Below are 25117 nucleotides of genomic sequence, written 5' to 3'. Positions count from 1 at the left end.
CCCTACTCTCTCTTAACCCACAAACCTGCAGGACGAACACTGTCGGCCCGAGCAATGAAAGCTCGCGATAAGCGCGTATCGTCAATCAACAGGTTGGCATGGTACAAATTATCTGACTGATCAACGATATAACTCAACCGGATACCTGCTTTTTGTTCTTCTCGCGGTTGAGGCACAGCAAACAAGGATTGCTCAATAGATGGTTCAGCCGCTTCCTGCACCGCAAACCCGGCTATGCGGAGCTTTTCAATCAGCGTCTGACCAAAAGTGTCATTAACTACATGGCCTATCGAGAATTGTGTCGTGGCAGCTGGATATAGCCGAACAATCTGAGTTGCGGCATCAGTAGCCATGATCTGGTTCGCGTCTTGGGAGGGATTCTGAATGAAATTGCCATATTGCGTCGTTGCACAGCCATTCAGTAACATCGACACCAGTAAAAGAGCCAATAAACGGTGAGATTGATTAATTTTTTGTACCATCATCAATTCCCCCGTGAGATCATCACACGGCTTTGATTGCCCCCTACTCCGGCAATCAAAATGGCACGATCAAATACCGCATCCACAATATAGCGATCTCCTTGCAAACGATAATTAACCATGACCGTTTCATCATCACGAAACAACCCCCCTTCCCTGTTCAGTAACAACAGCGTCGGTGCTTCCGTCTGCGCCATGATGCTTGGCATCTGGATGATCGTTTTCTGCCCATCGTTATAGACTCGAACCGGCTTCCAGGCCGCACTACCATCTACCGAATACGCAAAATCCAGATTGCCGAGATATTCTCCAGTTTCTGGCATCGTGCGTGAGCGTTTGATATCGAGTGCATGACTCTCACGCGATTTCATCGCATCCCATTTAGCGAGTGCATCTTCAGGATAGGTAAAACCCACGCGGGGCATAAAATCGCGCCGATGAGATCGAAGCCGCAGGTGATAGGTGCGCCGGTTGGTCGTGACCACCAGCGAAGTCTCTAACCCCACATCGAGCGGTTTTACAATGAGGTGTTGAACCTCAGATATCCCCTGCCCTGTCACAGCCGGTTCAACCAGCCAACGGGCCTGGTCGCCCAGATGAATCGAATTGACCTGCTCACCGGCCTGCAATTCGATATCGCAGACCTGCAATACCGCACAGACGATGCTCGGTTGCTGAGAACCAAACAAGAATCGGATCGAGCCATCCGGCCCTGCTACCGGTTTGACGCCGGTCGGATTGGCCGCTTGCCATTTTTTGGCCAGACCGATGGCTGCACGTTCCTGTGGCGTGAGCTGGGGGCTTTTTTCGGTAAAGTAGGCTTCAGACAAACCATTGGCGTGAATAGGAGCGGCCCATGCAAACGTAAAGATAAGCGCACCCATAGCATTGAAAGCACTGAATACTCGCGAAAACCGTAATGAATTCATGATGAGCAGCCTCTTTAGGTTTGTTTCGACCAGGAGAAATCCTGGATATAAATTCCCAGCGGGTTGTTGCGGATCTGCTCTTCAGTCGTGCTTGGGGTCGTCGGTTTGTTGTAGATTCGAAGCAACGCTCGCATCTTGAACGGTTGCTCTGCCAAGTGGCCTTGCCGGTCATAGACTTTTTCCAGCCAATCGACCTGCCAGGTTTCCGGACTCTGTGGGATCACCGAGATGATCTCGACATTCACCGTCTGGGTTTCTGCGCGTTTGAAAGGACTGCTTAATTCGCTGCCATTGAACCACTGGTTGGCTTTTGCCGTGGCGGGATCATTATTGGACAGCATGGCATACGCTCTAAAGATGGCTTTGCGTTGCAACGCTACATCGGGTGTGACCATGCGCAGATCATTGATGAAGGAGGCTAGTGAAGCATGCACCACCCGCGGATCCGTCTCCCCCGCAATATCCGCACGCGATACCGCAATCGCTTCACCGAGCTTGTTAACCTGTACCACGTAGGGAATAAATTTGGATTGACTGCCGATCGCAATGACGCCGCCTACCGCAGCGAGTGCAATCAGTAAACACAAGAGCGCCAATAACTGCCACATCGTGCGCGAAGACTGTATCCCGCGCATGTGGTCATTCCAGGTACGCCTCGCCGATAGGTAAGGGTTTTCGTTTTCACCGGCTCTGCGGCCGCCTTGTAAAAACACATCGGTCTGCCGAATTTGCTGATCTGATTCGTTTCCAGATGCGCTTCTGAATTTAAAGAAATCACTGATCACGCTCATGCGGCCACCTCATAGTCAGATAATGTTAATCCCCTCAAAGCCAGCCATTGATGCACCCAGCCATCGCCATACTTCTGATGCAAAGCTTTAATGGTCGCAATCGATTCCTTGTCGGTCGACCCGACAAACGCCAGCGCCAATGGCCCAAGCGCCAAATCGTAGAGCCGTCTGCCATTCTCCGACACCGTGTAATACTCTCGTTTAGGCACGGCGGATGCCAGAATCTCGATCTGGCGGGAATTTAAGCCCATACGCCGGTAAAGAGCGGATGCTTCCTCATCACGCGCAAAAACGTTCGGCAGGAATATTTTGGTGGCGGTGGATTCAACAATGACATCGAGAATGCCGCTGTTAGCGGCATCCGATAAGCTTTGCGTTGCCATCAACACCAGGCAATTGTTTTTGCGCATGACTTTGAGCCATTCGCGAATTTTTGCGCGAAAGACCGGGTGACCCATCATCAGCCAGGCTTCATCGAGTATGATCGCGGCAGGCTGACCTTGTAAGCTGCGCTCGATGCGTCGGAACAAATATAGTAAGGTTGGCAGCGCATATTTATCACCGAGATTCATGAGTTCCTCGATCTCGAAAGTCGTAAACGTCGACAAATTCAACCCGTCGGCTTCCGCATCGAGCAAATGCCCCATCATCCCATCGATCGTATACTGCCGAAGGCACTCACGTATCGCCTCACTCTGGATCGTCACAACAAAATCCGATAACGTTCTGGAGCCGCTGTGATGCATGTTACTAATGGCCTGGCTGATTTCATTGCGCTGCATTGGCGTCACCGTAATACCGTTGAGTTCGACCATCATCGCAACCCATTCCATCGCCCAGGCGCGGTCACTTTTAGAATCCAGGAACTGCAACGGACAAAAGGATAACGATTCATCATCCCCCGCGACTGTAAAATGCTGACCACCAACCGCGCGCGTCAGCGGATACATCGATAGCCCCTTATCGAAGCAATAAATCGACATATCCCTGTAGCGGCGCAATTGCGCAGCAATGAGTGCTAGATGCGTGGATTTTCCCGCTCCGGTTGGGCCAAACATGAACGTATGCCCCAGGTCGCGCACATGCAGATTTAACCGGAAGGGTGTGGCGCCTTGGGTGACACAGTGCATCAGTGGCGGGGAATTGGGTGGATACATCGGACAAGGCGCTATTTCCTTGCCAGTCCAAATCGTATTGACCGGCAGCAGATCGGCCAGATTCAACGTGTTGATGAGCGGGCGGCGTACATTTTCTACCCCATGGCCCGGCAGGCTGCCCAGATACGCATCCATCGTATTGATGGTTTCAACCCTCGCGGCAAAGCCCAGATGATTGATCGCTTTTTCAACTTTACGCCCTGCTTCTTCCAATGCGTCCCGGTCTTCCATCATCAGTACCACGACACTGGTATAGTACCCCTGCCCTACCATCCCGCTATTGGTTTCAGCAATGGCCGACTGGGCATCTTCAGTCATGTTGAGGGCATCTTCATCGATATGGCTGCTCTGCAAATTGAAGACCTGATCAAAAAAACCGCGCACCTTCTGTTTCCAGCGGCGACGGTATGTATCCAGATGAGAGACCGCTTCATGGGTATCCATGAAGATGAAGCGCGATGACCAGCGATAGACGCCTGGCAATTCTGATAAAAGGTTCAGCATGCCGGGCGATGATTCAAGCGGAAAGCCTTCAATCGAGACCACTTGCATGAAATTGCGACCAATCTTAGGCACGACCCCGCCCCACATCTCCTGACCACCCAAAATCGTATCCAAGTACATGGGGTTGGTTGGCAAAGCAACCGGATGATCAAGCCCGGTGATACACAGCTGCAACCAGCTCAGGAAATCGTCATGGATGACGGTCGAGCCGTCTTCATTGACCTCTTTTTTCCCCTGGAGCCGCGATAATGTGAAGACGCTGGATAATCGGGATTCGAAATTGAGGCACTCACGCTTAAAATAGTCGAGCAGACCTTGCGTTCTGGCGTCCTCATCCTGTGCTTTGCTGTCATCGTCGAACATCAGTTCCACGAATTTGCGCTGTGCGAGTATTGGCGGCAGATAGGTCAGTGTGACAATAAAACAACTCTCATAGAGCGTGCCAATCTTCTCAAAAACCTCACGCCGTTCGGCATCGATGGCAGCAGTCACCGGATCAGGATAATTTGAAGTTGCTTTGTCAGAATAACCCTGCGAAGGCTTGCGTATCGCATCGACATGAATCATCCAGCCATTGCCCAATCGGGACAGCGCCTGATTGATACGATGCGACACGTGCTCGCGCTCAGCATCGGTGCTGCTTGCAGTATCTTCGCCTCGAAATATCCAGGCAGCCATCAGTGAACCATTCTTGCCGACGATGACGCCCTCTTCCACTACAGCCGCATACACCAACAGATCAGCAAAGCCCATCTCTCTCGATCGGTGCCGATCCAGTTTCTGTTCTTTATCCGCATCACGGATGCGGATAAACAGCATAAGTAGTAGGATGGCGCCACAGATCGCAATGAGGATGGAAATCGCGGCAATCATAAATGCTGCTTCTCCTGCAAGCCGGTATTGGTATAGAAGGGTGTGCTTCGCGCCGGATAGTATTTTTTATACTGAATCTGGCGCAAATACACATGGCGTAATTGCGGATCGTTCTTGGCCATCAATCGCAGCGTGAACAACGCAAAAAACCACAGCGCCAGCCCAAAAAATGTGGCCTTCAGTTCCATCGCCACAAAGATCGATGTGGCTGCAATCAGAATGGAAAACATCACGAGTTCTCGATCCCCGCCCATAAAAAGGTTAGGCCGGTTGCCAGATTGATGGATGGGCACAGACCTGAGCGCCATAGTCACCCTCCCCTATTGAATTATTGATTTATGGGTTTACTGGAGTAATTTCTTTAGAAATAGGCAAAACCTGGGCTGGTTCCTCCACCGTGTCAGTATCCATAGGAATCACGGCGCCCTGAAAGAGATTGCTCATGACATTGTTGGCACCCACGAGTAACGCCATCACCAGCACGATAAAAATGAGTGTTCTGAAAAAAGCGTTCAACTCACCTCCAAAGATCAATATGCCGCCCGCAACTACAATACCGACAATCGATAATGTGAAAGCGACCGGGCCAGTCACGGAGTTTCTCAAATTGGTAAGCCACGTTTCATAGGGAAGCGCACCCCCGGCACCGACTGCCGCATGCGCCTGATCTGCCGACAACGCGAAGATAGCGACAACAGCAATTAAATTGAAACAACCCAATAGCGCAAGATTTTGAATACTCAACTTCATGAAACCCACTCCTATGATTATTTACAACTTCTTGATCTGGTAATTTCCTCTTTTAAAGCCCTGTACTTCAATGATTTGTTTGATATGCCTGCCCTGCGGAGTGCGTGAAATATGTACAACGATATCCACTGCCTCGGCAATTAAGGGCATGATTTCTTTGGGAGCTGATGGATTGCGAGAAATGAGTGATTCAAGACGGGTGAGGCCCGACAGAGCATCATTGGCGTGCAATGTAGCTGCCCCGCCTTCATGGCCAGTATTCCAGGCATCGAGAAGATCGAGCGCTTCAGGCCCCCTGACCTCGCCTACCAGAATCCGGTCGGGGCGCATGCGCAAGGTAGTCTTGAGCAATTGCGTCATGTTGACATCGAGTGTGGTGTGATACTGCACAAAATTTGAAGCCTGACACTGAATCTCGCCAGTGTCTTCCAAGATGAAGATGCGCTCATCCGGATCATTCAGAACCATCTCGTGGATGATCGCGTTGATCAATGTGGTCTTACCCGATCCGGTGCCACCAATGACGAGGATGTTGCGGTGATCTCTGACAGCGTTCTTAATCACTTCAGCATGCCTACGCGTTAATACGCCGGTGTCGACATACTGCTCCAACGTGAAAATCTTGATGGCCTTTTTGCGGATCGCAAAGGTCGGAGATGCAACTACTGGAGGCAATTGACCGGCAAAGCGTGAGTTATCCAGCGGAAATTCGCCTTCAATGATCGGATTGAATCGATTGATTTCCTTGCCATGAAAACCTGCAACCGTTTTGATGACTGCTTCGGCCTGGGCGCTTTGCAGATGTCCGATGTGTTGAATTTTTTGACCGAGCTTTTCTTGCCAAATACGACCATCAGCGTTGACCATGATTTCAACTGTTTCAGGGTCTTGTAGTGCTAACAACAAGAAATTGCCTAAATCACGCTCCAACTTGCGACAAGCACGATCTTGGGTTGAGACAGGCAGACTTTCTATATTATTTGATCCCATGGACTATACTGTAAGATATCACTGACGATTATCGAACAATATAGTATTTGACTAACCTTTGCAATGGTATTCTTTAAATTATTTTTTTAATTTAGCTTTATTTTCTTTATCCCATTGTTTCGCCTCAAAAGCTTGTATATCTGTCAATATCAAATAAACTGCCTGGTATCCTCTGGGAAGATGCGTCTTAATCTCTTCATTTGAAGAATCTTCAAGATCTGACAAATCAAAATCCGTTGCTTGGAATAATGAAGGAAGTGGGACTTCTAAAGCATCCGCAATGGATTCAAGGGTTTTAATGGAAGGATTGGCCAGGTTACGCCCGATCTCGGATAAGAAAGGTACTGACAAGCCTGATTTATGAGCGAGTATTTCCTGAGTTATTCTCTTCTCTTGCATGATTCGAAGGATATTAGTGCTAACAATTTTTATATACATGAATTATTTAATTTCTAACGGTTAATAAAGAATTAATAAAGATAATTGATTTATCACTAGCTCAATCATGGTTTTAGCCAAATCTGATACAATAAAGAAATCATAAGTAACTAAACAAATGCATTAAAAATAAGAATAATTAACCCCAAAGATAAATTTGACGTTTTTCTAGTTCCTCCATTTTATAACTAAACTTAAATGTCTAAAAAGAAAGAGGTTAGCCTTCCCTCATTGGAAGCAGTCCAGGTTGTTCCCCTTGAACTTTTAGACGAAGATCCTAATCAGCCACGGCGATTTTTTGATGCAGAAGCATTGAAGGAATTGGCTAATTCCATTCGCTCACGTGGAGTAAAAACCCCAATTTCTGTTCGATTTAATGAAAAAACCGGACGCTACACAATCAATCACGGCCATAGAAGATTTCGGGCAAGCAAAATCGCAGGAAAATCAATAATTCCAGCTTATATTGACAATGACTATATTGATGACGATCAAGTTATTGAAAATGTACATCGTGAAAATCTGACTGCTCGAGAAATTGCAGACTATATTGGGCGGCAATTAGCAAAAGGAAAAACGCAAACTACGATAGCGCAAGAATTGAGTAAGTCAGTTTCGTGGGTTTCTTTACATGCTAAATTACTTAACTTGCCTGATTCTATCGCTGATTTATTTCACTCGGGCAAATGCACTGATCTATATATCATTCACCTTCTTGTTGTCTGCTACAAAGCTGACCCAATCACAACTCATGATTGGATTAATAACAATAAAGAACAGGTTATCTCTAGACGATCTGCTCAAATTTTAAAAGATTTTATCGAATACAATAAATCAAAGAATATTGAGAGAGCCAGTGATTACACAATCACTCCAATTCCCGAGGTCACCGATGAACTAAAAAGTAAAAAAGAAGCTAGCACACAGCAGGTTTTAGAACAAAAACAACTTAATAGTATTGATATCTTAAAAATATCATGGACTCGTCATTACAACAGCGAACATATAAAAACTTCTTTTGATTCACATCAAATCACATTGATTAGCAACTATCTTAATAAGATTTACGAGGATGGATGTGAATCAATCAATGATCCGATTCAATTTGCGAGATTTTTATCTCACAGCGAGCCCTTTAAAGGAGCCGGAGCGTATCAATTTATGGCTTATTTACATGGGCATGATCAAAAAGAATTCAATTTTGACGAGATTCTGAACAACGTCTATAGCATAAGATCTAACTCCATTTGAAACTATGAAACTACGAATACTAGTTATGAATGGCCAAAGACTTATTGAGAATCAGGTCGATGGCAAATGGAAAACGATTAAAGTGACAAAAGCCGAGTCTTTGAAAGGTGGCATCTATAACATCTTTATGGCCAAAGAAGCTGACAAAAGTGAAAAATCGGAAGGCATATTAGTTCACTTCACTAGCTCGGAGCTTTTTATTAAAACCCCATACGGGTTTATCAAATATGAGAACCCCGGAGATATTAAACTACCGCAAATAGGCTCTCATGTCAGTGTCGGGTACCTAGACGACAAATTATCTATACAAAATACTGCCATTAAGCATACCCATAAGCATACTTTATAATGTTACGTTATTAAAATATTACAATATCGCAATATCGCAATATCGCAATCCCTAATTCTTTCATCTACTCAGTCATTTTTTTTTTTTAGTTAAAAGTAGAGACTTTATAAATAGCAAATTTTAACTATTAGATTCCCGAATATTGTAACATCCTAATATTTAGACGTTTGAATATTAAAATAATCGACTTGACTATTAACTATTTTTCTTTGAATAAGCATCGAGTAAAACTGATAATTACTTATTTCTCCCTAAACTTACGTCAGGTTTCTTTCACAAGCCGAGAAGCGTTAATCAAGCCGAAATGCTCGCACCAAGGATCAAAATCTCGATCAGAAAAAAGCAAAGCAAATTTATTTTCTACGCAGTAAGTGGCAATTAAGGAATCGATGGTTTTTCGAACTGTAATCCCACGTTTTCTAAGCACGCGGTAATTCTCAGCAGTTTTTACCGCTAGCTCTACGGAACAAAGGGATTTTAATTCAAGTTCTATCATTAGGTTTCGTGCAATTAAATACTCGTGGTCCTCTCTAAAACCTTGCAACACCTCTGCTAGAATTAAGTCCCCTACCCCAACCACTGAACTTGACAGGAAAAAATCCAATTTATCTGTTTGTTCAGTAACCTTACCATTGAAAAAGTCGATCCAGACGCTAGTATCGACAATGATCATAAATCAGCTCTCATTTCATTGAGATCTCCCTCCCAATTTAGTTTTCCTCGATACTGTTTAATCTTTTCTTGTTTTTTAATTCTTAATAAAGTTAGCAAACCGAGCTCAACCGCTTCTTTCTTGGTTTTTACTCCCGTTAATTTAATAACTTCCTCCATCAATTTATCGTCAATAACAATATTTGTTCTCATATAAACCCCAATGTGTAGTTTTTTCTAAAATATTACACATTGAGTGTGTTCTATACAAATAATTCAATTCCATTACCTCAAAAAAATAGAGCTCTTAGTTGTCCTATTAAGTTGCAAGAGAGCGTTTAATATTTCGGTATCGGCATATTTAAGTGTTAAAGTATTACTATATTATAGTATGTTGATGTGTTGATGTGTTGATGTGTTGATGTGTTGATGTGTTGATGTGTTGATGTGTTGATGTATTAATATTAAAGTTTCATTATAGCATAATGTTTTATTGTTGTAATATCCGATTGTTAAAATATCATATTATTCATGGCATCTAGTATTTTATTATCATAATATGATGAAATTCATATAGCATGATATTTTGATATATTTATATTTTAATATTACAATATCCAATTTATATAGCTATGAGAATCTGGACTATTACTAATCAGAAGGGCGGGGCCGGCAAAACCGTGCTCGCAACTAATCTTGCGGTTGAGGGGAGCACAAAGGGACTTAAAACCCTTTTAATCGATCTCGATCCACAACAGTCAGCGACTAAATGGTGGGAAGCTAGAGAAGCTGAAGAGCCTCTTCTAATTAAATGCCTCTACAATCAAGTTATAGAGAACCTAGAAGCAGCGAAAAAACAAGGATTTGAATTGGTTATTATTGATACAGCGGGTAGGGAAGGGCTTATCCATACCGAGGCAATCGATAAAGCAAGTTTTGCGATTATTCCTTGCCAGCCATCGCTGGATGATTGCCGAAGCGCATTACCAACAGTCGATATTATAAAGAATTCGAAAATTCCATTTTCCTTTGTTATTACTCGTTGCCCAACTAGTGGTGAAGATCTGCAGGAAGCTAAAAACAGCCTTTCAGCAATTGGGCTTGTTTGTAACACGCCAACTTATGAACGTAAATGTTATAAACGTGCCTATGCGGATAACTTAAGCGTAAAAGAATATGATGCAAGCGATAAAGGAGCAGGGGAGATAACTGCAATTTTTGAATATATCCTTTCCAAGGAAGATCGGCTAGGAAAACAGATATAACTGAACGAGGAGCAATGTATGAGTAAAAGAAAAGCATCTTTAGGACTTACCACAATCATCGATGACAATATTGAACATTCTCAGGAGTTCAGTCCAGCCACAGAAACCACTATTAATGAAAATGTGAAATCCCGGCCTAATGCCAGAAAGAAACAATCGATCCCGATTTATGTTGATCCTCTTCTTCATGACGCCTTGCATGTTCTAGTTTTCTCTGAGAGGCACAAGAAAGCTTCATTTCAGTCTTTATTTATTGAAGCACTAGATCTACTTTTCAAACAACGCGGGTTGCCTTCTGTTGATGAAATAACACGGGGAGAAAAGGTTATAAATTTATAGTATTACAATACTATAATATTATAATGTCATAGTATTGTGACGCTCGTACAATACTTAAATATTCGGCTAAAACGATATCTTCAGATTCTGCGTGCTGTTCGTCAGCACATGCAAGCCGAAGAGATTGATTTATGGATCTCCCTTTTATGGAAATGGGTACGTTTGAATTGGGCAATGAGTGTTAGCCTGATTGTTCCGTTGAAAGTCAGAAATGAAGCGAGACTAGGACAAGTTGCCACCATGGCAAAACGCCTGTCGCTCGAGCATATGACGTTACAATATAAGTTTCCTAAGTATCGATATGATAAAATGGATTGGCTTCGGGAGCAGGGAGCTGACCGATGACCCATACCCCCATTCGTCCCGATTCGCTGCTGGCAGAAATCCGTACGCTAATCGAGGATGCCCGGCTTCAGGTGGCTCATGCCGCGAATGCTGGACTGACCATAGCTTACTGGCGTATTGGTAAGCGTCTTCTGCGAGAAAATTTGACCGATGGCCGGGGCGAGTACGGCCAGAAGATTCTTGCATCACTGGCACAACAATTGGAGCGAGAATATGGCAAGGGCTTCAGTTATTCAGCCCTAACACGGATGGTCCGATTTGCCGAACTGTTCTCAGACGAGAAAATACTTGTATCACTGATACAAGAATTGACGTGGACTCATTTCATTGCGCTATTGCCTCTGAAAGACCCGCTCGCACGTGAATTCTATGCCGAAATGTGCCGTATGGAACGCTGGAGCGTTCGCACCCTGCGACAGAAGATCAACGGCATGCTCTTTGAGCGTACCGCCTTGTCAAAGAACAGTGAAGAAATCGTTCGTCAGGAACTTGCCACCTTACGTGAAGGGAAGATGACCCCGGACATGGTGTTTCGTGACCCTTACCTGCTCAACTTCCTTGGCTTGTCGAGTGCCTACAGCGAAAAAGACCTGGAAACGGCCATACTTCGCGAAATGGAATCCTTTCTGCTCGAAATGGGCAATGGTTTCTGTTTCATTGAGCGTCAAAAACGCATGAGTGTCGGCAAGGACGATTTTTACCTCGACCTCTTGTTTTATCACCGGCATTTGCGCCGCTTGGTAGCCATCGAACTCAAATTGGAATCATTTCAGCCCAGCCACAAAGGGCAGATGGAACTTTACCTACGCTGGCTGGACAAGCATGAACGCACCTCTGAGGAAGAATCGCCAATCGGTCTCATCCTATGCGCAAGCGCCGATGCCGAGCAAATTGAACTCTTGCAGCTGGATGAAGCATCAATTAGGGTAGCAGAATACCTCGTCGAATTGCCACCGGCTGCGGTGCTGAGAGATCGTCTGCACCGTGCTATTGAGCATGCACGTGAACGTACCACACTGGCTGCGCCGGATGATGATCGAGCATGAGGGTAATCCCCCCAAAAATTAATCGAGTAAAGCAGTAGAATTTTTTATCGTAGACGAAGAGGAATTTTACTGATGAAGAAGCAACGATTTACGGAAAGCCAGATCATGCAGATATTGAAACAGGCAGAGGGAGGAATACCTGTGGCTGATTTATGCCGGGAGTATGGAATGAGTAACGCAAGTTTCTATAAATGGCGCAGCAAGTATGGCGGAATGGACGTTGCGATGCTTTCAGAAATGAAAGCAATGGCAGAGGAAAACAAACGGTTAAAGCGGATGTATGCGGAAAGCCAGATGCAGAATGAGCTGTTGAAGGAGGCGCTCGGAAAAAAGTGGTAAAACCCTCACAGCGCAAGATGATGGCACAGTGGGCAGTACAGGATAAGTCCGTTAGTATCGTTTTGGCGTGTGCAACATTTCGCATTTCTGAGACGTGCTATCGTTATCGGTCAATGCGCAACGATGAGAACGAGGAAATTGCCGATTGGTTAATCCGTTTGACGGCTTGCCACAAGCGCTGGGGCTTTGGTTTATGCTTTCTTTATTTGCGTAATGTGAAGGGTTTTGGATGGAATCATAAACGGGTGTATCGTATTTACCGTGAGTTGGAATTAAATTTACGAATTAAGCCGCGCAAGCGGTTAAAGCGGGAGAAGCCGGAACCATTGGCTGTGCCAGAACGGCCTAATGACACATGGTCGATGGATTTTATGGCTGATCAACTCACCAATGGCCGGTCTTTTCGAACTTTTAATGTGCTGGATGACTTCAACCGTGAGGGATTGGGAATCGAAGTGGATGTATCGCTTCCATCAGAACGCGTTACGCGCGCTCTGGATCGGATTATCGAATGGCGCGGTAAACCCAGGAAGATTCGTTGTGATAACGGGCCGGAAAATATCAGTGCCACGATTTGTTGCTGGGCAGAGAAGCGAGGTATCCAGCTTGATTACATTCAACCAGGAAAGCCACAGCAAAATGCCTATGTGGAACGCTATAACAGAACTGTTCGGCATGAATGGCTGGAGATGAATGACTTTGCAACCATTGAAGAGGCACAACTTACCGCTACACAATGGTTATGGATTTACAATAATGAACGTCCGAGTATGGCGCTTGGAGGTATAACGCCAGCAATGAAGTTGGCAGAAGCTTTTAAACTAAAACCCTCTACTGCAAACTCCTGTTAAAAATGGGGGGATTACCTGAGTATCGCGTATCCAATTAATCCGCTAATCCCTCACGTCATCGAAGCTCGATTGTCACCCAGTGAGGCTGAGCAAAACATTCTTATGCTTTACGCTTGCTAATCCGGCAGCCGAGACTTCGAGTTTTGCCTCGCAGCATATCGATATTGACGTTCGTTTCATTTGTGTCCATCTACAGCACTGGTATCACCGCGTCAACGCACGGCAGAACGTGATCGAAGAGCTGATTTCAACCAAGAGCATTATCGAGTTGTTGAGTATGGTCCCATATTCCAGCCTTGGTAAAGCTTGCCGAGCCATGAGATTGGGACTGAGAAATTATCGATTTCGGCCTCAGATAGATATAGGCTATTGAATTATTGATAATAAAGATAGTTCTTATTAATAGTCGAATATCTTAATAGTATAATATTTAAGTATTAGATTATTGTAATAAGAAGACAGAAAGATAAACTATATCAATCCTTGATTGCGCGATCATAAAATAAAAATCGTTAAGGGAGAAACACTTAATTAAACAATTGCGGCATTTTTGGTTACTCGTTGCCTAGTTCCCTTATTTTTGCTTTTTAAACCAGTAGAAATCTTCCCACGTAACCAAGCATTAAAACTAACTCTTTCTATAGAATCAGTTAACTGTCCCAGATCTTCATCCCAAGAATGAATTTTTTTCTCACCATATTCTTGAGCATATGATTTTAAATATTCTTTTATTTGTTCATTTGAAAGGGAATGAATGACTTCATCCACTCGCTGTTTCTTAAGTAATACTTCGTGATCTTGTTTTTCTTCGTTTTTTCTTTGATCCTGTAAGAGTTTGGCTTTTTCTACCTTTTTAGCTTCTTTGGCCAATTCATAATTTGTTTTTTTCTCAACATCCACACCTTCTTCAATCAGCTTTCTTATATATCCAGCCGGTTTTCCATGCAATTTTTTATTTCTGTCTTTATCTTCTACGTAATCTAAAACGGCTTTGACTCTTGGTGTGTCTTGAACCATCCAGGTCAAAATCAATCTTTCATTAAACCCATGATCTACCATTCTACGAAACAGTTCTGTTTCTTTAATCTCAGCATATTGATCTAATTGACTAATAGGTAGCAGTGTCTGCTGCGGATTATCTTCAATGGTAAATTTAATGCTCGTCACTTTCCTTTTAGTTCGACTAAACTCTGCACTTATCAATATATCTGAAACATTATTAATCTCATTGATAGATAGATTAATGATATTTCTCTTCAAGTACTTAAATTCATCGTAAATCTTAGATTCGGCACCGATGATTTTTCTGAATTTCTCAATATCCCACCATCCCGTTGATCCAACTGATTTATATCTTATACAGTTTTCATAAAGGGTGAGGGCATAACCTCCATCAAAACGTCTTTGCATTCCTATATTAATTTTTGCATAAATTTCAGGATCATATAGCCTTGATGCCAACGAATCGTCATAACGATAGGTGCAGACACCGTTATCAATCGATGCATAGGAGAGCATGGACATCACTTCCCATTTTTCCTTGCCATCTTCCATCAAATTAAATTCGACGGCCGTTGTCGTTAATCGATTAAGTGCATTCTTTAAGGTGCTAAGACTTGATGCATATTCCCACGAAAGTAGGGCATACAAATGTTTGAGGGGGATGGTATGTGTTCTTGTTGTTAATAGATCGTCATACGCATTTAACAATAAAACATTAACTAATTTCCTTTCGAGAAGGCTTAACTTACCTTCTGTATGTATTGCCGCAACATTCTTTTTTATGATTTCAGTAGGGGATCCCATAGTTTCCTTTTGTAAATCCATAGGCTTAGAATGATAACCATAAAGTGACATGTCAATTTTCGCATACTATCACTTTATTTATTCAACTGGTGATTTTTTTATCATTTACTCTATCACCTTTAATTGCCTAAACTGTCACCTTTGCAATTTACATGCAAAATCAATATTGCCTAAACTGTCACCTTTACAATAGATTCAATGATCTTTAATTGCTTAAACTGTCACTTTTCAAGTCCGTAATGCCAATCATATTGCCTAAACTGTCACCTTTTAAGGCCACAATGAAAATATCATTGCCTAAACTATCACTTTTCGCTCATCTCATTTCACGTATACTTTGATATATTATTGTTATATAGGACTTTTAATATTCGAAATAGTCTTTCAATAATCTGTTTTTTCTCTCATAACAATATCAGGATCAAATTGCCTAAACTGTCACTTTTAATTGCCTAAACTATCACCTTGCATTGCCAAAAGTATCACCTGATTGCCGGAAGTATCACTTTTCATTGCTAAAACAATCACCCAACATCATTTAACAATATGAATATAAATATCAAAAAACACCTAAACGTTTTTAAATATGTTGTTGTTTATTTAAAAAACAACAACAATCCATATTGCCTAAACTGTCACCTTTGTAAGAATTCATAGCAATCTAATCAAATTACTACGATTAAGGTAGATGCTAAGGTGATAAAAGAGGCAATGAAACTCATGATCACAGCCAGTTTTAGAGAATCACGACCGAATATTTCCTGTTTCTGAACGGAAGAATAACGAGCTTCAATTTCAGTTGAAATCTTTACTGCTATTTTTTCAAATAATTTATTCATCGCAATCTCATGCGCATTAAGTGTCATAGAAAATACTTTTTCTGCTGCGATATTTGATGAGTCTGACCATTTAAATGCTTCGAGTGCCATTTCTTCTTTAAAGGTCTTCATCGCTTTCGATAATAAATTGATGTTTTCCTTCATAATAAGCTTATTAAGCGTGTATAAAATGAGTATGGGATCATCCCTAGAAAGATAAAAACCATGCGTTTGGGCAATGAGCTTTTCAATTTCTTTTAACTCTTCGCTTTCCAGTTCAAATGATGAATTATCAAAATCAAAAGTCATGATAATGCTGCTTCCAAGTTATCCAATTGCTTAAAAATCTGAGTAGAAATAATTTTCAATCTTTGGCGCATCATAATAGTGAGTTCTTTCTTTGAGATTGCTTCAACAAACGTTAAACGTTCTTTAAGCATGTCTTTCAGATCAGAACCGAAAGTTTCCTCCTTAAAGTTAGGAATATGTATGATTGCGCTGATTTTTTTCTTGTTTTCTTGATAAACTCTCAGATCTTCGAATGTTTTTCCTTGTATGTTGATATTTCCCCAGTAAGGATTGAGCCAAACGATGATTTTTACTTCATCTGAGAAGTGCTTTATCAATTGATTGAAACCATTTAATGTATCTTGAAATGCCTGGCCACCAGTGATCACGGTATGAATTACCAAAGTATGCCCGAGCTCTTTGAGCATACTGGCAATATGGTTTGAGATGAGATAGTGAGACAATGCAATAAAGGTACTTGCTCCATTGTCGATGACGATATCCGATTCAGAAAGCGCAATTAACTCTATCAAATCATCAAACTTTCTAGCATTTATCACATCCCCATCCATAAGCTCCAACCGCTTGACATTCAATGCTTTAAATCCAGCGAATGTTGCGTTGACAGGATCAGTATCAATACACAATATACTCTTGTGATCAGCTATTTTATGCTGTGCTAAGAGGCTGGCAATAAAGGATTTTCCTACGCCGCCTTTACCCTGGAGGATCATATGTACATTAGCCATTAAATTAACTCCTTTATATCTGCTACCGGGTTATATTCGAATCGTTCAGTTGTTGGTTCAATAGTGCTGTTTGGATCTGATTTGCTCGAGTTATTTTGCTTAATTTCTGTTTTGTAAAAAATCTCCTTTTCTGGCGTTAAATACTTCTTGTTGAGACCGTGCTTATTGCAGATTCGAACAAATCGGACATAGCTGCATTCGATTCTTTTTTCATCATTCAATAATTGCCAAATGGATTTGACTGACCACCCCTCAATGATGGCCTCAGCAATTTCATTCTTTAAAGGTAAAAAAACAGCAAGTGTCCTTTTACCTCTTCTATGTTGTTGAGTTTCTGATTGGGCTGCCAGTCGGCTACTAATACTTTTCACATTTTTCCTCGGTTCATTAATGTCATTTAATGATTTTGGAGTGTCCAGCTTTTATCTACCTTTATCTTAATAATATCCTCCGAGTAGATTTAATAAATTCTAAAGTACTTATAATATAATTTGTCAAACACAATATAGTATTTATTACTGCTTGTAAATGATTAATTTATGTTAAGATCGAATCCAATAACATTTATTAAACTAAATAGTAGGGGCAAGATAGGTGAAGTAGGCCCACTTTTTCAAAGTAATCCCCTTCACTTTCCTTATTCGCATTTCATGCTCAATGGAAACTCTTGCTCTACGAGGTTTTAAGGAGAAAGAAATGAGTGTTTTAGAGAAAGTACGCAGCGACAGACGTAGGGATTTATCGCCAATTAAGGTTTACTGCACTAGCGCGCAACGACAAGTTATTGAACAAAATGCCATTAAAGTAGGTATGTCGTTGTCAACCTATCTTCAACGTGTAGGGACTAATTGCAGTATAAATGTTCAATCACATAATGAAGATGTTGAGAAGTTATTAAAAATTAATGCTGATCTTGGAAGGCTTGGCGGGCTGATCAAGCTGTGGTTAACCAATGATAGAAAAACCAAGATTGTGGGACAGGAGGAACTGCATCGTTTGTTGGGACAAATTTCGACTACTCAATCTGAATTGATTGATGCGCTTATCGAATTTAAGCGTTCATTAGATTCTAACGGATAAAAATTGATAGCCAAACATATCCCAATTAAGAAAGCCAATAAAAATAATTTCTCCCGTTTGATCAATTATCTAGTCAAAGAGAGCAGGGTGGGGGAGAGAGTCGGCAGGATTGTGGTGAGTAATTGTTATGCCGATGAAGTTATATCGGGCACTATGGAGATCGAGCACACGCAGGGTAAAAACATACGAGCTCAAGCTGATAAAACTTACCATCTCGTTATAAGTTTCGAATCAGAACAAAAGCCGGAGGATTATGTTCTCGATGATATAGAGCAAGAACTATGCAAATCCTTGGGGCTTGAAGAGCATCAGCGCATCAGCGTATCTCATATTGATACCGAACATTTCCATATCCACCTGGCCATTAATAAAATTCATCCGCAAAAATTGATTATCCATGAACCTTATCGGGATTTTTGGAAGCTTGGAAGAATTTGCGAGATGTTGGAAATCCGCCACGGTTTGGCAGTTACTAACCACCAAACCAAGAATCCGGGCATACAAAGTAAAGCTGCTGACATTGATCATCACGCTCAACTACAGAGCCTGCAATCTTACATTAGATCAAATGTGCTTGTTCCATTGCAGATGGCGGACGATTGGCAATCATTCCACCAAGTATTGAAGAATTATGGCCTGGAAATACTTGAGCGTGGTAATGGTTTTGCCTTTAAGACTATTGTTGATGATAGTAGGGACATCGTAATCAAAGCCAGCAGTGTTGATAGATCGCTTTCAAAACAAAAATTAACTAAGCGCTTGGGTCAATTTGAAATCTCAGTAGATGAAAATGTGAAGGTCAAAAGAAGGTATCAAAGAAAGCCAGGCGATGTTTCAAAAGCAGCGCTCTATGAAAAATATAAGAAAGAACGCAGTCTGATTGTAGAAGCCAGAACACACGGACTCAACAAATTAAAGCAAGAGCGTACAGAGCAATTACGTAGCCGTAAAAATTACTTTAATACAAAAATAAAATTCATGAAAGCGTCTTTTAAATTTCTTAAGCCTCTAGCAAAACGCTTGATGTATGCATCCTTGTATAGCGACTATAAAAGTGACATTGATGAAATTAATAAACAATATAGTAGACAAAAAAATGAATTAAATTTATCTTATAGGCTAACAGGGTGGAAAGAGTGGCAACAACGTAAGGGCCTAACATCAAAATCAACGAAGTTAGTTGTATCTGGTATGTCAGCTCCATTACATCACAAGAATTCTCGCCCAAAGAAAAATACTAAAGGGATGACGTTGTGATGATTAATAAAAAAAATGGAACGAAACGAGAATTAAATAATACTCGAAGCAATAACGCGGCCTGGACAATATTGTCAATGTTTTGTGGTCTAGTGATCGCAACGCAGATGTTTGCAAAAGCATTTAATTACAGCCAAACATTAGGACACAACGTCAACGGATTGTATGTCCCATGGGCTATCTTTTCATGGTATGGACAATGGGGAGAAACGTATCAAGCGCACTTTATTCAATCGGGTAGTTACGGCTTGATTGTTACCTCAGTGCTGTTATTGTTTATTGTTGTTGTGAACCAGGTTAGAGTCAATTCTTCAAAACAAAGTGCAACCCTATACGGTTCAGCTCGCTGGGCAGAAAAAAGTGACATCGAAGCAGCGGGTTTGCTCCCTTCCAAAAAGTCATGGTTTACGAAGCAAGTACCTCAAGATGATTATGTTTATGTGGGAGCCTGGGAGGATAAAAAAGGCAACATTTACTACTTAAAACATAATGGTGCTGAACATGTGTTGTGCTATGCACCTACCCGTTCTGGGAAGGGAGTTGGGTTGGTCGTTCCTACGCTACTTTCCTGGGGACAAAGTGCTGTTATTACCGATCTTAAAGGAGAATTGTGGTCGTTGACGGCCGGTTGGCGACAACAATACGCTAATAACAAAGTTATTCGATTTGAGCCTGCTGCTCAAAGTGGCTCAGCATGTTGGAATCCGCTAGATGAAATCCGACTGGATTCAGGTTATGAAGTAGGAGATGTTCAGAATTTAGCAACCCTTATTGTTGATCCTGACGGCCGCGGTCTGAATGACCATTGGCAGAAAACCGCACAATCCTTGCTCGTGGGTTTAATTTTACATGTTTTATATAAGGCCAAAAATGAATTTAGTACGGCAACGTTGTCTTGCGTGGATGATTTATTGACCGATCCAGATAACGATATTGGTGGTGTATGGGCAGTGATGGTTTCCTATCCCCATAAGAATGGAGAACCCCATCCGGTTGTAAGAGCTTCCGCTCGGGATATGGCAGATCGTCCTCCTGAAGAGGCTGGATCAGTATTGTCGAGCGTTAAATCCTACTTGTCGCTCTATCGGGACCCTGCAGTCAATAAAAATATCGGCCATTCAGATTTCCGAATTCGCGATTTAATGAATTTTGACAAACCGGTCAGTCTTTATATCGTTACCAACCCTAACGATAAAACTCGTCTTCGTCCCTTAATACGCATTTTACTCAATATGATCGTGCGCCTACTCGCTGATAAAGTCGAATTCAATGGGGGTAGGCCCGTCCAAAACTTTAAGCATCGGTTGTTATTAATGTTGGATGAATTTCCAAGTCTCGGCAAACTTGAAATTTTCCAGGAATCTTTAGCTTTCCTTGCGGGTTACGGTATTAAAGCTTATCTGATTTGCCAGGATGTGAATCAACTCAAAAGCCGGGAGATAGGGTACGGGCATGACGAGGCCGTTACTTCAAACTGCCATATCCAAGTGGCTTTTGCACCCAATCGTATTGAGACAGCAGAGCATCTATCCAAGCTGACCGGGCAAACGACTGTCATCAAAGAGCAAATTTCGACCAGCGGTAGCCGCACGGGCATGATGCACAAAAACGTTACGAGAACAATTCAGGAAACACAACGTCCTCTCATGACGCCGGATGAATGTATGCGTATGCCTGGAGCTAAGAAGAATCAACGCGGTGAAATTGTGGAAGCAGGGGATATGATTATTTATGTGGCGGGATATCCGGCAATTTATGGCAAACAGCCTTTGTATTTTGAGGATGAAGCGTTTTCCGCTCGCGCGGCGCTACCAGCACCCAGGTATAGCGATAGAACCATTGAGAAAGCAGCATTGTCATGAGGACTGTACTCGGGGTTAACCTCATTTTTCAAAGCATCAGGTTCCTGGGTTTGTTAGTCGTAGTTTTGGCAGTGTTGATTTTTGTCGCAAGTCTATGGATGCGTTTGAATCATATTTATATCAATACCACACCGAGTCTACCTTTGGGGTTTTACAAAATTATTGATGAGTCTATCCAAAAAGGCGCTCATGTGGCTTTCTGTCCGCCACAAACTGAAGCTTTTGATCATGCTCTCGCGAGAGGGTATATCGGTCGCGGTAATTGCCCAGGCGGTTATAGCTTGCTGCTCAAGCGTGTTTTGGCGATGGCAGGAGACACGGTATCAATCGATCAGGCTGGCATTGTTGTGAATGGTGTACATTTGCCTAATAGCGCTCAGTTAAAAGCAGATGCTAACCATCAGCCACTGCCGCTATACCGTTTTGAGGGTGTATTAAATGATGCAGAGTATCTGTTGTTATCCGATGCACATCCCCAGTCGTTTGATACACGCTATTTCGGCCCAATAAACCACAATCAAATCAAACATGTCGTCCAGCCCTTCTTGACTTGGAATGCAACCCACTAATAGGAGCCCATTCATGAATAAACCACGCAGTGATACTGAAACTGATAAAGAAATCCTGCAGCAAAAACTCCTCGATGCCCAGGTACCCGATTTCAAGGCTCAGTTTGAGCCACAGGAGGCAGAAATGCTCGGCGCCTTCACCGAGGATGCCATAAATGAAAAAGATGCGCTGGATAGCGCTATAGACCTCCTGGGGGCTGATCATGAGCATCTTTAAGAAATCTTTTCATGAAGAAGTCGCCGAGAATCTGATCGATCAACTCAAAAAAGGTGTTGCACCCTGGCAGAAACCCTGGAAACCAGGAGATCTGCAGGCCACATTACCTTTTAACCCAACAACTGCTAAGCGCTACCGCGGTATTAATAGTTTGAACCTGATCAGCCGGGGATACACAGATCCACGCTGGCTGACCTATAAACAGGCAGAAGCAGCCGGGGCACAGGTGCGCAAAGGTCAAAAAAGTACACCCGTGCAATATTGGTTATTTACTGATGAACGGATCAAAACGGATGAGCAGGGCGTGCCGCTGCTAGACAGTGATGCCAAGCTTATCAAGGAGCACATCCAACTTGAGCGACCCAAAGTATTTTATGCCGCAGTGTTTAACGCAGAGCAAATCGATAATCTGGCTGAGTTGTTTGTTCAAGCGCCTGACTGGGATCCATTAATTCGTGCAGAAGAGGTATTGCAGCACGCTCAAGCCATTATCCATCACGGCGAGATCGATCGCGCGTTTTACCGACCGTCTACCGACAGCATTCATCTGCCGCACAAGCATCAATTTCCAACGCCCTATGATTATTACGCAACCGCTCTGCATGAGCTAGGCCACTGGAGTGGTCACGAGTCACGTTTGAATCGTGATCTCTCCCATCCATTCGGCAGTGAAGGATACGGCCGTGAAGAACTGCGCGCCGAGATTGCAAGCATGTTACTGGGCGCAGAATTAGGGATTGGTCATGATCCAGGGCAGCATGTGGCTTATATAGGCGCATGGATCAAAGCCCTGCAGGATGATCCTCTTGAGATATTTCGTGCTGCAGCTGATGCAGAAAGAATCCGGGAATTTGTACTTGCATTAGCACATCAACAAGCAATAGATGAAACAAAAACCGTCAACATAAACCCAATCGACATAACTCAGGCTCCGTATCCTGATAAACCCATGCTGCAGCCATCCGACAAACAAGGGGAGGGGAGTATGCGTCAATATTTGGTTGTGCCATACAAAGATAAAGAACGAGCCAAACTCGCTGGGGCACGTTGGGATAGAAAAGCTAAAGCTTGGTATATGGGGGCCAATGCCGACGTGCAAGCGCTGCAACATTGGTTGCCCGAGAACGTGGTTCACCGGCCAGAACCGGCGATGGATCCGATTCACGAATTTGCTGAGCTATTGCGTGCAGAAGGCTGTGTGGTTGAGGCCAATCAACCGATGATGAATGGGCAGACCCATAGAATCAGAGTTGCCGGTGACAAGCGCAGTGAGAAATCCGGATTCTATGTTGCGCACCTGGATGGCCGCCCGGCAGGGTATTTCAAGAACAATCGAACCGGCATTGAAATACGTTGGAAAGCCAAGGGATATTCTTTAACGGATGAGCAAAAAGCTGAGTTGCTTGCCCAGGCCGCGATCAAATTACAAATCAGAGAAGCCGAACATCATGCCCAGCACATCAAAATTGCGCAAGCCATTCAGGAACTGCTCGCTATCGCTCCCAATGCTGATGCCAGCCATCCGTATCTCGCAAAAAAAAACGCGAGGGCAGGGGATTTACAGGTAGTGCCTCAGAATGGAGATGCATTACCCCCTGATTCGATCATCAAAATCGCCAGCAATGGGCAGGAAGCCAAACAATTGCGAGAAGATCATCCAGACAGCCTAGTGTTGACTAACGGCGATTTATTGCTGTCTGCGCGAGATATTGATGGCCGCATCTGGAGCGTGCAAACGATTCAAGCCAATGGCGCTAAGCTTTTTGCAGCCGGTAGCAAAAAGGAGCATACCTTCCATGTTTCAGGGAACAACGGCATGCCATGGGATAAAGCAATCGACATAGCCCGTGCCATTATCATTGCCGAAGGCTATGCCACTGCCGACACGTTGTCTCAGGCGCTGGAAATGCCTGTTATTGCAGCCTTCGATTCCGGTAATCTGCCCAAAGTAGCGCAAGATTTGCATGCAAAATTTCCTTCCAAACCCATCATTATCGCAGGTGACGATGATCGCCATCTGGAGTCGACTCAGAACAAAAATCCAGGCAAAGAAAAAGCATTGGAAGCAGTTCAATTGGTCAATGGTGTAGCGGTATTTCCGGTTTTTGCACCAGGTGAGCAAATGAAGTCTAGTCTCAGTGATTTCAATGATCTGGCCAATCAAAGTGTGCTTGGGCTTGAAGCTGTTAAGCGACAGGTAGGATCCGTTGTAGAGCGCGTGCTACGAAACACGCGCGCGGAAAACCTTCCGTCTCAGACTAAGTTAAAACAGGAAGAAAATACGCGAAAACGAGCACTTGTCAGATAATTACAGGGAGATCATGATGAATACTACTCAACCGGATATTTTTGGTAATTCATCAAACTGGGAACAACGAAAAACCACACTCGTGCGTTGCTGGTATGGGTTGCATAGCAAGCACGGCGGATACAAGCGAAGCAAACGACGATGAGAAGTTATCCACAAAACCCGTGGATGAAGATGTGGATAAGTATCTTAAATTGTGCTCAGATGAGGTTTATTTCTGATGCCTAAAAATCAGCTTGATCGAAACTGAAATAATGCCGGCATAGCATATATGATCGAAGTAAATATATTGCAGTATCATTTATTTATCAACTGATCATAGACGTGAATAAGCCCCGCGTTACTTTCAGGGAAGGCTTTTACCAATTAGATGTGCTTTTATCATGTGCGGCGGCGTTCAGTATCAGGACCATACAATTTACTTTCCCCAACCGGATGCGAAGTTACCGATAAGACTGCGTGGAGGAGGGGTCACATGGGTTACCTGGGGCAGACGCAAAAAAGAAGCCATCGGTAAATTTCCCAATGGTGGCTGGGCACAATTGAATTCCATCAAAATGGGCAAGTGGAAACCCTGGCATCCCAAGCCCGTACTGATACCCATTGAGAGTTTCCTGGAAAAAGATCACGACAAACAATCTCACTGGATAACCCTTTCATCCTGCATGACCTTGCAAGGACTACTAGCTGAAAGAAATGGCGAGCAAAGGGTCTATATTGTTACCGAGGAAACACCCCCTGAATATCAATGGATCCACGATCGCTGGCCCAGGTTGATCAAGTTGGCTGATTAACTCATCGATACTGGTGGAT

General features: G+C 43.2%; 29 protein-coding genes. 15 read left to right on the top strand and 14 right to left on the bottom strand.

Annotation, left to right across the window (positions count from 1 at the left end):
• Nucleotides 1-2: 2 nt before the first annotated feature.
• From R2083_RS15280 to R2083_RS15245, 8 genes are all read right to left on the bottom strand, one after another.
• Entirely contained in the window at nucleotides 3-485 is a 483-nt protein-coding gene (locus tag R2083_RS15280; RefSeq protein ID WP_317539050.1) for a conjugal transfer protein TrbH, read from the bottom strand.
• On the bottom strand, nucleotides 485-1366 hold the full coding sequence (trbG, locus tag R2083_RS15275; protein ID WP_411172557.1) for a P-type conjugative transfer protein TrbG: 882 nt from the start codon (nucleotides 1364-1366) through the stop codon (nucleotides 485-487). Before trbG ends, R2083_RS15280 begins: the two co-directional genes overlap by 1 nt.
• Before the next feature lie 59 nt (nucleotides 1367-1425).
• Nucleotides 1426-2202, bottom strand: coding sequence for a VirB8/TrbF family protein (locus tag R2083_RS15270; RefSeq protein WP_317539048.1), 777 nt, complete (start codon nucleotides 2200-2202; stop codon nucleotides 1426-1428).
• A complete protein-coding gene (locus R2083_RS15265; RefSeq protein ID WP_317539047.1) occupies nucleotides 2199-4736 on the bottom strand; it encodes a VirB4 family type IV secretion/conjugal transfer ATPase in 2538 nt (845 codons plus the stop codon). Before R2083_RS15265 ends, R2083_RS15270 begins: the two co-directional genes overlap by 4 nt.
• A complete protein-coding gene (locus R2083_RS15260; RefSeq protein ID WP_317539046.1) occupies nucleotides 4733-5044 on the bottom strand; it encodes a conjugal transfer protein TrbD in 312 nt (103 codons plus the stop codon). Before R2083_RS15260 ends, R2083_RS15265 begins: the two co-directional genes overlap by 4 nt.
• A gap of 28 nt (nucleotides 5045-5072) precedes the next feature.
• Nucleotides 5073-5486 (bottom strand): TrbC/VirB2 family protein, encoded by a 414-nt coding sequence (locus tag R2083_RS15255; RefSeq protein ID WP_317539045.1) that lies wholly within the window; start codon nucleotides 5484-5486, stop codon nucleotides 5073-5075.
• 21 nt (nucleotides 5487-5507) lie between these two features.
• Nucleotides 5508-6476 (bottom strand): P-type conjugative transfer ATPase TrbB, encoded by a 969-nt coding sequence (gene trbB, locus R2083_RS15250; protein ID WP_317539044.1) that lies wholly within the window; start codon nucleotides 6474-6476, stop codon nucleotides 5508-5510.
• A gap of 78 nt (nucleotides 6477-6554) precedes the next feature.
• Entirely contained in the window at nucleotides 6555-6914 is a 360-nt protein-coding gene (locus tag R2083_RS15245) for a helix-turn-helix domain-containing protein (protein WP_317539043.1), read from the bottom strand.
• 198 nt (nucleotides 6915-7112) lie between these two features.
• Here R2083_RS15245 and R2083_RS15240 point away from each other — a divergent pair, with 198 nt between their 5' ends.
• Both R2083_RS15240 and R2083_RS15235 read left to right on the top strand, forming a co-directional pair.
• Complete coding sequence (locus R2083_RS15240) at nucleotides 7113-8165, top strand: ParB/RepB/Spo0J family partition protein (protein WP_317539042.1); 1053 nt, start codon at nucleotides 7113-7115, stop codon at nucleotides 8163-8165.
• 4 nt (nucleotides 8166-8169) lie between these two features.
• Nucleotides 8170-8514, top strand: coding sequence for a KfrB domain-containing protein (locus R2083_RS15235; protein ID WP_317539041.1), 345 nt, complete (start codon nucleotides 8170-8172; stop codon nucleotides 8512-8514).
• 262 nt (nucleotides 8515-8776) lie between these two features.
• On the opposite strand, the gene R2083_RS15230 is transcribed toward R2083_RS15235, so the two are convergent.
• A complete protein-coding gene (locus R2083_RS15230; RefSeq protein WP_317539040.1) occupies nucleotides 8777-9187 on the bottom strand; it encodes a PIN domain nuclease in 411 nt (136 codons plus the stop codon).
• A complete protein-coding gene (locus R2083_RS15225) occupies nucleotides 9184-9378 on the bottom strand; it encodes a type II toxin-antitoxin system VapB family antitoxin (protein ID WP_317539039.1) in 195 nt (64 codons plus the stop codon). Before R2083_RS15225 ends, R2083_RS15230 begins: the two co-directional genes overlap by 4 nt.
• A 419-nt stretch (nucleotides 9379-9797) precedes the next feature.
• On the opposite strand from R2083_RS15225, the gene R2083_RS15220 reads away from it, so the two are divergent.
• The 6 genes from R2083_RS15220 (at nucleotide 9798) to R2083_RS15440 (ending at nucleotide 13723) form a co-directional block, all read left to right on the top strand.
• Nucleotides 9798-10430: an AAA family ATPase gene (locus R2083_RS15220; RefSeq protein ID WP_317539038.1), complete on the top strand. Its 633-nt coding sequence runs from the start codon at nucleotides 9798-9800 to the stop codon at nucleotides 10428-10430.
• An 18-nt stretch (nucleotides 10431-10448) separates the two neighbouring features.
• Complete coding sequence (locus R2083_RS15215; protein WP_317539037.1) at nucleotides 10449-10769, top strand: hypothetical protein; 321 nt, start codon at nucleotides 10449-10451, stop codon at nucleotides 10767-10769.
• Nucleotides 10770-10877: 108 nt separating this feature from the next.
• Nucleotides 10878-11114 carry a hypothetical protein gene (locus R2083_RS15210; RefSeq protein ID WP_317539036.1) on the top strand — a complete coding sequence of 79 codons (237 nt, stop codon included), beginning with the start codon at nucleotides 10878-10880 and terminating at the stop codon, nucleotides 11112-11114.
• A complete protein-coding gene (locus tag R2083_RS15205; protein ID WP_317539035.1) occupies nucleotides 11111-12160 on the top strand; it encodes a YhcG family protein in 1050 nt (349 codons plus the stop codon). Before R2083_RS15210 ends, R2083_RS15205 begins: the two co-directional genes overlap by 4 nt.
• Nucleotides 12161-12232: 72 nt before the next feature.
• Nucleotides 12233-13350 (top strand): IS3 family transposase gene (locus tag R2083_RS15200; protein ID WP_411172554.1). Its coding sequence is split into 2 segments (ribosomal slippage): nucleotides 12233-12494 and nucleotides 12494-13350, totalling 1119 coding nucleotides; the frame shifts between segments, so codons are not numbered across the junction.
• 79 nt (nucleotides 13351-13429) lie between these two features.
• Nucleotides 13430-13723: a DNA polymerase beta superfamily protein gene (locus tag R2083_RS15440; protein WP_411172552.1), complete on the top strand. Its 294-nt coding sequence runs from the start codon at nucleotides 13430-13432 to the stop codon at nucleotides 13721-13723.
• 158 nt (nucleotides 13724-13881) lie between these two features.
• On the opposite strand, the gene R2083_RS15195 is transcribed toward R2083_RS15440, so the two are convergent.
• The 4 genes from R2083_RS15195 to R2083_RS15180 form a co-directional block, all read right to left on the bottom strand.
• Nucleotides 13882-15207, bottom strand: a complete 1326-nt coding sequence (locus R2083_RS15195) for a replication initiation protein (RefSeq protein ID WP_317539033.1) — start codon at nucleotides 15205-15207, stop codon at nucleotides 13882-13884.
• A 614-nt stretch (nucleotides 15208-15821) separates the two neighbouring features.
• Nucleotides 15822-16283, bottom strand: a complete 462-nt coding sequence (locus R2083_RS15190; RefSeq protein WP_317539032.1) for a hypothetical protein — start codon at nucleotides 16281-16283, stop codon at nucleotides 15822-15824.
• The gene (locus tag R2083_RS15185; RefSeq protein ID WP_317539031.1) at nucleotides 16280-17011 is read right to left on the bottom strand and encodes a conjugal transfer protein TraL; all 732 of its coding nucleotides are present in this window, start codon (nucleotides 17009-17011) and stop codon (nucleotides 16280-16282) included. The genes R2083_RS15190 and R2083_RS15185 overlap by 4 nt, the downstream gene beginning before the upstream one ends.
• Nucleotides 17011-17382: a TraK family protein gene (locus tag R2083_RS15180; protein ID WP_317539030.1), complete on the bottom strand. Its 372-nt coding sequence runs from the start codon at nucleotides 17380-17382 to the stop codon at nucleotides 17011-17013. The genes R2083_RS15185 and R2083_RS15180 overlap by 1 nt, the downstream gene beginning before the upstream one ends.
• Before the next feature lie 325 nt (nucleotides 17383-17707).
• On the opposite strand from R2083_RS15180, the gene R2083_RS15175 reads away from it, so the two are divergent.
• The 7 genes from R2083_RS15175 to R2083_RS15145 all read left to right on the top strand — a co-directional run bounded on the left by R2083_RS15175 (nucleotide 17708) and on the right by R2083_RS15145 (nucleotide 25098).
• Nucleotides 17708-18091, top strand: coding sequence for a plasmid mobilization protein (locus R2083_RS15175; RefSeq protein ID WP_317539029.1), 384 nt, complete (start codon nucleotides 17708-17710; stop codon nucleotides 18089-18091).
• A gap of 3 nt (nucleotides 18092-18094) precedes the next feature.
• Nucleotides 18095-19348 carry a TraI/MobA(P) family conjugative relaxase gene (traI, locus tag R2083_RS15170; protein WP_317539028.1) on the top strand — a complete coding sequence of 418 codons (1254 nt, stop codon included), beginning with the start codon at nucleotides 18095-18097 and terminating at the stop codon, nucleotides 19346-19348.
• A complete protein-coding gene (locus R2083_RS15165; protein ID WP_317539027.1) occupies nucleotides 19348-21210 on the top strand; it encodes a type IV secretory system conjugative DNA transfer family protein in 1863 nt (620 codons plus the stop codon). The genes traI and R2083_RS15165 overlap by 1 nt, the downstream gene beginning before the upstream one ends.
• Nucleotides 21207-21779: a conjugative transfer signal peptidase TraF gene (traF, locus tag R2083_RS15160; RefSeq protein WP_317539026.1), complete on the top strand. Its 573-nt coding sequence runs from the start codon at nucleotides 21207-21209 to the stop codon at nucleotides 21777-21779. Before R2083_RS15165 ends, traF begins: the two co-directional genes overlap by 4 nt.
• A 13-nt stretch (nucleotides 21780-21792) precedes the next feature.
• On the top strand, nucleotides 21793-21996 hold the full coding sequence (locus R2083_RS15155; RefSeq protein ID WP_317539025.1) for a conjugal transfer protein TraD: 204 nt from the start codon (nucleotides 21793-21795) through the stop codon (nucleotides 21994-21996).
• A complete protein-coding gene (locus R2083_RS15150) occupies nucleotides 21983-24304 on the top strand; it encodes a zincin-like metallopeptidase domain-containing protein (RefSeq protein ID WP_317539024.1) in 2322 nt (773 codons plus the stop codon). The genes R2083_RS15155 and R2083_RS15150 overlap by 14 nt, the downstream gene beginning before the upstream one ends.
• Nucleotides 24305-24687: 383 nt before the next feature.
• A complete protein-coding gene (locus R2083_RS15145) occupies nucleotides 24688-25098 on the top strand; it encodes a hypothetical protein (protein ID WP_317539023.1) in 411 nt (136 codons plus the stop codon).
• Nucleotides 25099-25117 lie beyond the last annotated feature (19 nt).

Origin of the sequence: Nitrosomonas sp. Is35, assembly GCF_033063295.1 — a bacterium.
Classification (GTDB): Bacteria; Pseudomonadota; Gammaproteobacteria; order Burkholderiales; family Nitrosomonadaceae; genus Nitrosomonas.
Note: the sequence above shows the minus strand (reverse complement) of the source record. Positions and strands in the feature narration are given on the sequence as shown.

Excerpts from the sequence above, each read along its gene's own strand:
- R2083_RS15280 (WP_317539050.1), bottom strand. The coding sequence starts at position 485 with ATGATGGTACAAAAAATTAATCAATCTCACCGTTTATTGGCTCTTTTA.
- trbG (WP_411172557.1), bottom strand. The coding sequence starts at position 1,366 with ATGGGTGCGCTTATCTTTACGTTTGCATGGGCCGCTCCTATTCACGCC.
- R2083_RS15270 (WP_317539048.1), bottom strand. The coding sequence starts at position 2,202 with ATGAGCGTGATCAGTGATTTCTTTAAATTCAGAAGCGCATCTGGAAAC.
- R2083_RS15265 (WP_317539047.1), bottom strand. The coding sequence starts at position 4,736 with ATGATTGCCGCGATTTCCATCCTCATTGCGATCTGTGGCGCCATCCTA.
- R2083_RS15260 (WP_317539046.1), bottom strand. The coding sequence starts at position 5,044 with ATGGCGCTCAGGTCTGTGCCCATCCATCAATCTGGCAACCGGCCTAAC.
- R2083_RS15255 (WP_317539045.1), bottom strand. The coding sequence starts at position 5,486 with ATGAAGTTGAGTATTCAAAATCTTGCGCTATTGGGTTGTTTCAATTTA.
- trbB (WP_317539044.1), bottom strand. The coding sequence starts at position 6,476 with ATGGGATCAAATAATATAGAAAGTCTGCCTGTCTCAACCCAAGATCGT.
- R2083_RS15245 (WP_317539043.1), bottom strand. The coding sequence starts at position 6,914 with ATGTATATAAAAATTGTTAGCACTAATATCCTTCGAATCATGCAAGAG.
- R2083_RS15240 (WP_317539042.1), top strand. The coding sequence starts at position 7,113 with ATGTCTAAAAAGAAAGAGGTTAGCCTTCCCTCATTGGAAGCAGTCCAG.
- R2083_RS15235 (WP_317539041.1), top strand. The coding sequence starts at position 8,170 with ATGAAACTACGAATACTAGTTATGAATGGCCAAAGACTTATTGAGAAT.
- R2083_RS15230 (WP_317539040.1), bottom strand. The coding sequence starts at position 9,187 with ATGATCATTGTCGATACTAGCGTCTGGATCGACTTTTTCAATGGTAAG.
- R2083_RS15225 (WP_317539039.1), bottom strand. The coding sequence starts at position 9,378 with ATGAGAACAAATATTGTTATTGACGATAAATTGATGGAGGAAGTTATT.
- R2083_RS15220 (WP_317539038.1), top strand. The coding sequence starts at position 9,798 with ATGAGAATCTGGACTATTACTAATCAGAAGGGCGGGGCCGGCAAAACC.
- R2083_RS15215 (WP_317539037.1), top strand. The coding sequence starts at position 10,449 with ATGAGTAAAAGAAAAGCATCTTTAGGACTTACCACAATCATCGATGAC.
- R2083_RS15210 (WP_317539036.1), top strand. The coding sequence starts at position 10,878 with ATGCAAGCCGAAGAGATTGATTTATGGATCTCCCTTTTATGGAAATGG.
- R2083_RS15205 (WP_317539035.1), top strand. The coding sequence starts at position 11,111 with ATGACCCATACCCCCATTCGTCCCGATTCGCTGCTGGCAGAAATCCGT.
- R2083_RS15195 (WP_317539033.1), bottom strand. The coding sequence starts at position 15,207 with ATGTCACTTTATGGTTATCATTCTAAGCCTATGGATTTACAAAAGGAA.
- R2083_RS15190 (WP_317539032.1), bottom strand. The coding sequence starts at position 16,283 with ATGACTTTTGATTTTGATAATTCATCATTTGAACTGGAAAGCGAAGAG.
- R2083_RS15185 (WP_317539031.1), bottom strand. The coding sequence starts at position 17,011 with ATGGCTAATGTACATATGATCCTCCAGGGTAAAGGCGGCGTAGGAAAA.
- R2083_RS15175 (WP_317539029.1), top strand. The coding sequence starts at position 17,708 with ATGAGTGTTTTAGAGAAAGTACGCAGCGACAGACGTAGGGATTTATCG.
- R2083_RS15165 (WP_317539027.1), top strand. The coding sequence starts at position 19,348 with ATGATTAATAAAAAAAATGGAACGAAACGAGAATTAAATAATACTCGA.
- traF (WP_317539026.1), top strand. The coding sequence starts at position 21,207 with ATGAGGACTGTACTCGGGGTTAACCTCATTTTTCAAAGCATCAGGTTC.
- R2083_RS15155 (WP_317539025.1), top strand. The coding sequence starts at position 21,793 with ATGAATAAACCACGCAGTGATACTGAAACTGATAAAGAAATCCTGCAG.
- R2083_RS15150 (WP_317539024.1), top strand. The coding sequence starts at position 21,983 with ATGAGCATCTTTAAGAAATCTTTTCATGAAGAAGTCGCCGAGAATCTG.
- R2083_RS15145 (WP_317539023.1), top strand. The coding sequence starts at position 24,688 with ATGTGCGGCGGCGTTCAGTATCAGGACCATACAATTTACTTTCCCCAA.